Raw genomic sequence first — 7,101 nt, 5'->3', positions numbered from 1 at the left:
TGCGTAGGTCGGCGTTACATCGCCGACGGGCGAGGTGAGCGGTTCCGGGCGCGTGTGCGCTACGTGTGATCAGGGTTGACACGTCGTCCGTCGCGGATGTACCCGCGACCGACGCGTGGGGGGCGGCAGGTGTGGCGGGTCGGGGGGATGGGGTGCCGTGTGGCGGCGGGTGGTTGCGGCGCTGAGCGGCTGCTGGCGGCCCGCGGAGGTCGGCGTGCCATCGGCGACGGACAGCCTGGAACGCCTGGACACGCGTAGCTCACGAGTGAACACGACCTTGAATGCCGCCCGCTGCCGATGTAACCGCGACCCACGCGTGATCTGCCGGCATAATGCGGGCATGTCGTTATTCGATGTCAAGGCGGAGCTCGACGGCTGGTTCGCCGATGTCGTGGGCGAGCCGACGGCGGTGCAGCGTTCGGCCTGGCCGGTTTTGCGCGCAAAGCGGCATGCGCTGCTGATTGCCTCGACGGGGCAGGGCAAGAGCCTGGCGGCGTGGCGGCCCCTGGTCGAGCGCCTGGTCGAAACGCCGGCGCGCGGGCGCGGGGTGCGGGCGGTGCATATCGCGCCGCTCAAGGCGCTGGCTCGCGACATGACCCTCAACCTCGCGCCGCTTCTGGAGGCGGCCGGCCAGATTCACGGTCGTGCACCAACAATCGCCCTGCGCTGCGGCGATACGCCGCGAATCGAGCGCAGCCGCCAGCGGCGCAATCCACCCGAGATTCTATCGACCACGCCGGAATCGCTGTTCGTTTTGCTCGGCAGTCGCGGCGGCCGCGCGCTCTTGCGCAGGGTCGAGGCCGTGGTGGTCGACGAGCTGCACGCCATCGCCGACAGCAAGCGCGGCGCGCACTTGGCGCTGTCGCTGGCGCGCCTGGATCGTCTGGCCGGCCGCGCGGTGCAGCGCGTCGGCCTGTCGGCCACGGCCCGGCCGGCCGAGGCTCTGGCGGGCTTTCTGACCGGCTCGGACGACTGCCAGATCGTCGCGCCGGGCCAGCCCGGGCCGGTGAAGCTGGAAATCGAACTGCCCGGCATGCCGCTGGGCCCGTACCCGAACTCCATCCACTGGGAGCAGATCCACGCCCGCATCGCGGAGCGGGCCCTGGGCAATCGCTCGCTGCTGGTGTTCTGCCAGACCCGCGCCCAGGTCGAGCGCACGGCTGCCACGCTCGACGAGCTGCTGGAGGCGGCCGGCCAGCCCGGGCAGGTGGGTGCGCACCACGGCAGCCTGGATACGGCACACCGCGAGGCCATCGAGGCGCGTTTCAAGGCCGGGGAGCTGCGGGTGATGGTGTCCAGCGCCTCGCTGGAGCTGGGGCTCGATCTGGGCCACGTCGAGAGCGTCTGCCAGATCGGCGTGCCCGGTTCGGTCAACCTGGTGCGCCAGCGCGCGGGTCGCAGCGGCCACCGGCCGGGGCGCCAGCCGTGCATGCACCTGTTCCCTCTGACGCTCAATCAGCTGCTGGAAACCCGGGCCTTGCGAGAGGTGATCGCCGAGGCCGGCGTCGATGCCGTGCTGCCCCTGCAGGCGCCGCTCGACGTGCTGGCCCAGCAGCTCGTGGCACTGGTAGTCAACGGCGTCGGTGAGGTGGACGAGCTGCTCGAGATCGTGCGCTGCGCCCGACCGTATCGGGAAATCTCGCGTGAAACGCTGCAATCGCTGCTGGCGACGCTTGCCGAGCACCCGGAAATGATGCCCGCCGAGCAGCTTGATCCGCTGCTGATCGCCGACGGGCGCGGCGGCTACAAGCCGCACCCCCAGGCCGACCGCCTGGTGCTGACCAACGCCGGCACAATTCCCGAGTGGTTCGAGTACGACGTGGTGCGCGTCGACACCGGCGATGTCGTCGGGCGCCTGGACGAGGAGGTGGCCTTCGAGTCGTCGCCGGGGCAGGTGCTGTAGCTCGGCAATCGTCCGTGGCGGATTCTGCGCGTGCTCACCGGCCTGGTGCGCGTGGAGCCGGCCGAGGACGAGGCCGGCGAGCTGCCGTTCTGGTTCGGCGAAGGGCCGGGGCGCACCGCGGAAATGGCCGCGGCGATGCTCCGGGTTGTCTCGGGCGCATCGCACGACGGGCTCGATCCCCAGGCCGCGCGCATGCTGGCCGAGTCGCGCCAGCGGCTGGGCGCGCTGCCGGGGCCGAAGCGGCTGGTGATCGAGCAGTTCGCCGACCCCGGAGGCGATCGCCATATCGTGCTGCACACCTTTGCCGGGGCGCGCATCAACCGCGCCTGGGGGCTGGCGCTGCGCAAGCGCTTCTGCCGCCAGTTCAACTTCGAGCTGCAGGCGGCGGCCACCGATGACGGCGTGCTGATCTCGCTGGGCGTGACCAGCCGTTTCGAGCTCTCGGCGGTGGCGCGCTTCGTGAGCTCGAACAACGTCGCCGACGTGCTCACCCAGGCCATGCTCGACACCCCGCTGTTCGTGACCCGCTTTCGCTGGTGCGCCAACAACGCGCTGGTGCTGCTCAAGAACGGCCTCGGCGGACGGCTGCCCTCGCAGCGCCAGCGCAGCCAGGCCGAGAACCTGATCGCCTGTGTGTTTCCCGACCAGCTCGCCTGTCTGGAAAACCTCAGCGGTGCGCGCGAGGTGCCCGATCATCCGCTGGTGGCCCAGGCGCTGTCGGACTGCCTGGACGACTACATGGATCTGGCCGGCTTGCAGCGCCTGTTAGGGCAGCTGGAGTCGGGCAAGGTCGAGGTCCACGCCGTGGAAACCCGGCAGCCTTCACCGCTGGCCGAGGCGCTGATTCACGCCCCGCGCTACAGCTATCTGGACGAGGACGACGCCGAGGAGCGCAGAACGCGCAACTTCGAGCGTCCGGCATCGCCGCCGGCGGCGGGCGTGCGGCCACGCGGCGTTGCGCGGACTGCGCGCACGGGCCGATCCCGACCTGCGCAGCCGCCGGCACGTGGGGCAAGGACGCCGGCGCCGCCGGTGTCCAGCGGCAACTTCAGACCGCTACAGCCTTCCACGACAGCGCTGGAGCGTTTGCTGGAACAGATCGGTTTCATGACCCAGCGCGAGGGCGAGTCGGGCCTGGGGCTGGTCTTGCCCGTGCCGCTGGGGGGCTGGACACCGTGGTTTTCGAAGCTGGTGCGCGAAGGCCGGGCGTTGAGCCTTGTCGAACCCGGCGGTGGACAGCGCCTGTGGGTGGCCACGGCCCGACTCGACTGGTTGCTGTCGCTGGACGCGCGCTGGCAGCCCAGCCCACCGCCCGGCGGGATACCGCGAGACGCCCTGCCGGACGACTGCGGCGCGGTCCGGCAGTGGTTGATCGAGGGCCGGCGGCTTATCGAGGGCGAGCGCGCGCGGAAGACGGTGGAGGGCGTCTTCGGCCCGGCCGGCGTAAAGCGGGAAGCCTGATCAGCCGGCGCGACGGCGGCCGTTGTTGGCGGCAGCTGGTGCGTCACGACTTGCCGGCGAGCCTGTTCAGGCTGACTTCAGGCAGTGCGCGGTATAAAGACTGCACGCGGCGCGGAATGCCGCAAGGAGGAAACGACATGAAAACGCTGACGACGCTGGTTTTCGCCCTTCTGCTGACGGTTGGCTGCAGTGCCACCGGTCAGGTGCAGGCCAACGATGACCATTTCACTCAGGCTGAACTCGACTCGATGCTGGCGCCGGTGGCGCTGTATCCCGACAGCGTGCTCTCGCACTTGTTGATCGCAGCGACCTATCCGCTCGAAGTGATCCAGGCGGCGCGCTTTTCGCGTGAGCATCCGGACTTGCGCGGCGAAGATGCCGTGGCCGCGGTCGAGCATCGCAACTGGGATGCCAGCGTCAAGGCGCTGGTGGCGTTTCCCGAGCTGCTCGAGCGCATGGACGATGATCTGCAGTGGACCCAGGACCTTGGTGATGCCTTCCTGGTACAGGAGGAAGAGGTGATCGCCTCGATCCAGTATCTGCGCTCGGAAGCCTATTCCGGTGGCCACCTGCAGAGCAATGATCATGTCAAGGTAGTGCGCGAAAAGGAATATATCTATATCGAGCCGGCGCGCACGCGCACGGTGTACGTGCCCTACTATGATCCGCGCGTTGTTTATTCCAGCTGGCGCTGGTCGAGCTATCCGCCGCACTATTGGCATCGTCCCAGCGGCTTCAGCGTCAGCACGAGCTTTTACTGGGGCCGTCCTTACCATATTCGGCCGAGCTTCTACTTCAGCTCGTTCCACTGGGCAACGCGCCGGGTCGTGGTAGTCAATCACCATCATTACTATCGCGATCATCGCTTCCACTCCGGTCGCCAGGTAGCGCGTTTCAATCACGCCCGCCACTGGAAGCACGATCCGCGACACCGCCGCGGCGTTAGCTACCGCGGCCGCGTGAAGAAAGCGCGTTTTGTCGACAACCATCGGCCGGCATCGGCGCGCACCAGCTCGCGAACCAATCGGGCGGTAACCCGCTCCGATCATCGCGAGTGGGCGGCACAGCGTCGGTCCAGCACGGATTTCGATCGCACGGCGCGCACACGCAGCACCGCCACCTCGCGCTCGAAGGCGGCATCGCAGCGCAGCGCCAGGGTATCTGAGCGCAATCGTTCGGGCGCATCACGTGCGGCCACACGCCGTGCCGGTGAGGGGCACTCGGCAAGCGCCAGGTCAAATGGCACCGCGGCAAGATCGCAGCGCAATCGCACCGTTACCGGGCGTGCGCCCGCCCGCAGCCAGTCGCGCAGCCGCGCGTCCGACAGCAGCCGTTCGACGTCCAGCCGAGCCGGACGCGTCAATGAGTCGCTGCGCAGTGGTTCGTCAACACGCGTGACGCCGCGTTCGTCCTCTTCGCGCGAGGCATCCAGCCAGCGCTCGGGCAGCCGCCCGTCAAGGTCGAGCAGCGGAGCATCGAAGCGCCGAAGCTCGGAGCGCTCAGCTCCCAGGCGATCTTCCCGCTCGAGCGGTGAGCGCAGCTCACCGCCGGTGCGGCAGGGAGCCGGGCGCTCGCGCTCGGCGACACAGCATTCAGCCCCCTCGCGTTCGAGCCGCAGCAGCCGCTCATCGACGACATCGCGGCCGGCGAGTATCTCCCGCGGCGCGGTCGCGCCCGCCCGGCAGTCGGCGCCGAGTCGAAGCCGCTCCAGCGGTCGCGCAGCCTCCGCCCCGCGCGCTGCACCGCGGCCGCGTTCTTCGGCTCCGAGCCGGTCGTCGCGCTCCGCTCCTGCACGCAGCAGCCGCAGCGCCGGCAGCCGGTCATCGCGCGGGGCGACCTCGAGTCGACCATCAAGCCGCTCGTCCAGCCGAGTTCGTGGCAGTGGCGGCGGTCGGGAGAAGCGGCGCTGATGCAGCGGCTGGGGACGTAAAAATTCCTTTCAAGATCGCGCAGTGAGGCAGCGAAGAGCGCAAAGGAAACCCGACCCGGGTTGCCCGCGCGACTTCGCTGCCTTGCCATGTGCGGCTTTTTCTACGATTTCAGCCGGTAGCCGGTGCGCACGATCCAGGAGATGATTGCCAGGGCCAGGCCGATGAAGCCGCCCAGGGCGGCAAGGCTGACCCAGACGCTGACATCGCCTGTGCCGAAGAAGAAGTAGCGAAAGCCGGAGACGATGTAGACCAGCGGATTGAACAGGCTGACCGTTTGCCAGGTGGCGGGCAACATGTCGATGGAATAGAACACCCCGCCGAGAAACGTCAGCGGCATGACAACCAGCATGGGGATGAACTGCAGCGCCTCGAAACTCGCGGCCACGATGCCGATGATGAACCCGGCAAGGCTGAAGGCGAAGGCGACCAGTATCAGGTAAACCAGCATCCAGGCGGGATGACTGATGTCGAGGTCGATGAACAGCCGCGCTGTGAGCAGAATGATCAGCCCCAGCAGGACCGACTTGGTTGCTGCCGCGCCGACGTAGGCCAGCACCAGCTCGGCGGTGGATACGGGAGCGGAGAGGATTTCATAGATGGTGCCTGAAAACCGCGGCATGTAGATCGCGAAAGAGGCGTTGTTCAGGCTCTGGGTGAACACCGTGAGCAGGATCAGCCCCGGCACGATGAAGGCGCCGTAATCGACGGTATTGATATCGCCGATGCGCGCGCCGATGGCCGAGCCAAACACGATGAAGTAGAGCACGGTGGTGAGAATGGGCGTGACCAGGCTTTGCCACAAGGTGCGTCTGAAGCGAGCCATTTCGTAGCGATAGATGGTCCAGGTGCCGCGCAGGTTGAGCATGGGCGCGTTCATGAGGCTTCATCCTGCACCAGGTCGACGAAGATCTCTTCGAGCGTGCTCTGGCGGGTGTCGAGGCGGGTGAACTCGATGTTTTCATCCTGCAGGCGCTTGAGCAGGGCCGGCACGCAATCGGGCTCGTTTCCGGCGCTGAAAGTGTAGTCCAGCCGCCGGCCGCCATCGGTCAGGGTCAATGACCAGTCAGCGAGCGCGTCGGGCAGCGCGTTCATGGCCTCTGCCAGGCGCAGGCTCAGGTGCTTGCGGCCGAGCTTGTTCATCAGCGCGGCGGTTTCATCGACAACGATGATCTCGCCGCGGCGAATCACGCCGAGACGGTCGGCCATGCGCTCGGCTTCCTCGATGTAGTGGGTGGTGAGCACGATGGTCACGCCGGTATCCCGCAGACGATCGATCAGCCGCCACATGTCGCGCCTGAGCGCCACGTCGACGCCGGCGGTGGGTTCATCGAGGAACAGCAGCTTCGGTTCGTGCGCCAGCGCCTTGGCGATGAGCACGCGTCGTTTCATGCCGCCGGAAAGCGCCATGATGGGCTGGTCGCGCTTGTCCCACAGCGACAGGTCGCGCAGCACGTTCTCGATATGCCCCGGATCGGGCGCCAGGCCAAACAGGCCGCGGCTGAGGCTGACCGTATCGAACACGGTCTCGAACATGTCGGTGTGAAGCTCCTGCGGCACCAGGCCGATGCGGCGACGAGTGATGCGGAAGTCGCGCACCGTGTCATGACCGTCGACCGTCACGCTGCCCGAACTGGGCGTGACGATGCCGCAGATGATGTTGATCAGCGTGGTCTTGCCGGCGCCGTTGGGGCCGAGCAGGGCGAAGATTTCGCCCCGCTCGATGGTCAGATCAATCGACTTGAGCGCGTGCAGGCCGCCAGCATAGCGCTTGTCGAGAGCCTCGACTTTCAGCAGAGCGGCCACGGT

The 7,101-nt window shown here is 67.6% G+C and carries 5 protein-coding genes; 3 read left to right on the top strand and 2 right to left on the bottom strand.

What is annotated here, in order from left to right; all coding sequences use genetic code 11:
- Positions 1–340 precede the first annotated feature (340 nt).
- From ACEWQZ_RS03340 to ACEWQZ_RS03330, 3 genes are all read left to right on the top strand, one after another.
- Positions 341–1,903, top strand: coding sequence for a DEAD/DEAH box helicase (locus ACEWQZ_RS03340; RefSeq protein WP_476481658.1), 1,563 nt, complete (start codon positions 341–343; stop codon positions 1,901–1,903).
- A 30-nt stretch (positions 1,904–1,933) separates the two neighbouring features.
- Positions 1,934–3,364 (top strand): hypothetical protein, encoded by a 1,431-nt coding sequence (locus ACEWQZ_RS03335; protein WP_476481657.1) that lies wholly within the window; start codon positions 1,934–1,936, stop codon positions 3,362–3,364.
- A 137-nt stretch (positions 3,365–3,501) separates the two neighbouring features.
- Positions 3,502–5,274, top strand: a complete 1,773-nt coding sequence (locus ACEWQZ_RS03330; protein WP_476481656.1) for a DUF3300 domain-containing protein — start codon at positions 3,502–3,504, stop codon at positions 5,272–5,274.
- A gap of 121 nt (positions 5,275–5,395) precedes the next feature.
- Here ACEWQZ_RS03330 and ACEWQZ_RS03325 read toward each other — a convergent pair whose 3' ends face one another.
- A complete protein-coding gene (locus ACEWQZ_RS03325; protein ID WP_476481655.1) occupies positions 5,396–6,172 on the bottom strand; it encodes an ABC transporter permease in 777 nt (258 codons plus the stop codon).
- Positions 6,169–7,098 carry an ABC transporter ATP-binding protein gene (locus tag ACEWQZ_RS03320; RefSeq protein ID WP_476481654.1) on the bottom strand — a complete coding sequence of 310 codons (930 nt, stop codon included), beginning with the start codon at positions 7,096–7,098 and terminating at the stop codon, positions 6,169–6,171. Before ACEWQZ_RS03320 ends, ACEWQZ_RS03325 begins: the two co-directional genes overlap by 4 nt.
- Positions 7,099–7,101 lie beyond the last annotated feature (3 nt).

It is taken from the genome of Wenzhouxiangella sp. YN1, from assembly GCF_056324145.1.
The sequence above is the reverse complement of the archived record's forward strand: the minus strand, read 5'-3'. Positions and strand labels throughout refer to the sequence as shown.

What these genes read in the sequence shown, in the direction of transcription:
- ACEWQZ_RS03325 (WP_476481655.1), bottom strand. Translation starts at nt 6,172, where the DNA reads ATGAACGCGCCCATGCTCAACCTGCGCGGCACCTGGACCATCTATCGC.
- ACEWQZ_RS03340 (WP_476481658.1), top strand. Translation starts at nt 341, where the DNA reads ATGTCGTTATTCGATGTCAAGGCGGAGCTCGACGGCTGGTTCGCCGAT.
- ACEWQZ_RS03330 (WP_476481656.1), top strand. Translation starts at nt 3,502, where the DNA reads ATGAAAACGCTGACGACGCTGGTTTTCGCCCTTCTGCTGACGGTTGGC.